This is a genomic window from Sulfitobacter sp. R18_1, from assembly GCF_017743915.1.
Classification (GTDB): Bacteria; Pseudomonadota; Alphaproteobacteria; order Rhodobacterales; family Rhodobacteraceae; genus Sulfitobacter; species Sulfitobacter faviae.
The window spans coordinates 1-1,792 of record NZ_JAGHRG010000034.1 but is presented as its reverse complement, the minus strand read 5'-3'; the positions used below and the strand labels follow the sequence as shown (position 1 = coordinate 1,792).

The window sequence follows — 1,792 nt, the reverse complement described above, 5'->3', positions numbered from 1 at the left end:
TCCTCACCAAAGAGGAAGGTGGCCGTCACACGCCGTTCTTCGCGAACTACCGTCCGCAGTTCTACTTCCGTACAACTGACGTGACCGGCACCGTTCAGCTGGCAGAAGGCACCGAGATGGTCATGCCGGGCGACAACGTGTCCTTTGGCGTTGAGCTGATCGCACCGATCGCCATGGAAAACGGCCTGCGCTTCGCGATCCGCGAAGGTGGCCGGACTGTTGGCGCCGGGGTCGTTTCCAAAATCACTGAGTGATTTTGAAACGGACCCGGTGGGCGGCAGTCGCTCCGCAGGAGCGATGAGAGCCCACCCCCTGGCCGGACCGGGGACCACGATTCAGATATTCGAAAGGCCGCAGCGTTTGCTGCGGCCTTTTGCTTTGGCGGGGCGGGCAATCCCCCTGAAACAGAAAAGCCGGCCCCCGTAAGAACCGGCTTTAATCATTCCAATTCAACTGCAATCAAGCGGCGTCAGCGTTCACGCCACCTTTGGTCGCGATCTCAGTCATGCGGCGGTCGCCATCATAGGTGTGATCAAGCTGCTCCTGAAGTTGTGCACCATCTTCGTTTTCGCCCAGACGGTTGGCGAAGGCGACAACACAGCCGTAGCCCGCCAGAGCATAGTGCACCATCCGCTGATACTGCGTGATGATCATCGCATCGCGGGCATCGCTGTCGCCAAAATCCTCCTCCAGCACATGTTTATGCGCCTCTTTCACAAGGCCCTCCATCCCGTGGCAGTGCTCGCCTTCCGGGTCGAGGTCATGTTTGGCGCAGATGGACTTCAGCACATCCATGCCCTTGGCGATTCCGTTGCTGCCGTCGATAAGCGCTTCGCTAAGTTCCTTGTCTTCTGCCGCACGGCCCAGAGCGTTGGTCGCTTCGAGCGATTGCTTGCAGGCAGAATAGAGGTCTTGCAGTTGGTCGGTGTAGACGTCTTTGAGATTGTTCATAGTCATCGGTCGTCCTCCAATTTCGGGCTTGGTTCGACGGGAAAACGTAAGCTGAGCGCTCAATGTTCCCCAAAGAAGAGAATATCGGCGGAAAGGTCAGATCTGCTCTTGATCCGCCGCCCGTTTGCGACTACCCAAGCCACCGGCATAGGGGTTTAGCTCAGTTGGTAGAGCATCGGTCTCCAAAACCGAGGGTCGTGGGTTCGAGTCCCTCAGCCCCTGCCACATTTCCTTAAATTTAGGACGAAGCTGCGCGAGCGTATCGTTCTTTGCGGAGTCCTGCATCCGCGAGAGGCGGGGCCGTGCCTTTAAGGCTATGGCGGTCTGCGGCAATCTATTTTTTGTGGGTTTGCCCGCCTCAGGGCTATCAGCGCGTAAGTGTTCAGCGAGTCGCGCTGCCTCGGGGCGATTCACCCGGTTTTTCCCTCTATGGCGCTGCACTCGGCGATGATTCACGCGGTCAAAGAGGGTTCTACGCAGTGTCATGCTGCCATCGCGGCGAAACTCAGGGTCTGTTCTTATAAAAATAGCACGCCATTTCAGCATCTTGCCGAAAAGTTCCCCGAAATCTCATCTTTTCTCAAGTTTCTGCTTGCGGCTTTGTCTCAGTAACCTTAGAACCCCCTCTACCGGCGGCGCTGAGACGCACCGCTGGGGCGCCAGACGGGGCGGACAGCAGCGGAGACGCGGTGGTTCGGATCACGAGGCGGATAAGAATTCGAGGTATTAGAGGCGGGGCGCGCCAAGAAGTTAGGGCGCATCTCAGTTTCTTTTGTCTCAACGCTGTTTGAAAATTTGATATCTGAAGAGATATGTGGGCGGTTTGGTTCATTCGATGGAT

At 56.9% G+C, this 1,792-nt stretch carries 1 protein-coding gene, 1 tRNA gene and 1 pseudogene; 2 read left to right on the top strand and 1 reads right to left on the bottom strand.

Going from position 1 to position 1,792, the window contains the following annotated elements:
• Window positions 1–254: pseudogene (tuf, locus tag J7392_RS24080) on the top strand (elongation factor Tu); the annotation flags it as partial.
• A gap of 205 nt (window positions 255–459) precedes the next feature.
• Here the strand turns inward: tuf and J7392_RS24075 are convergent.
• Entirely contained in the window at window positions 460–957 is a 498-nt protein-coding gene (locus J7392_RS24075; RefSeq protein WP_067260565.1) for a DUF892 family protein, read from the bottom strand.
• Window positions 958–1,100: 143 nt separating this feature from the next.
• Here J7392_RS24075 and J7392_RS24070 point away from each other — a divergent pair.
• Window positions 1,101–1,176: transfer RNA gene (locus tag J7392_RS24070), tRNA-Trp, on the top strand.
• Window positions 1,177–1,792 lie beyond the last annotated feature (616 nt).

Coding starts and splice junctions, on each gene's coding strand:
- J7392_RS24075 (WP_067260565.1), bottom strand. CDS start 957: ATGACTATGAACAATCTCAAAGACGTCTACACCGACCAACTGCAAGAC.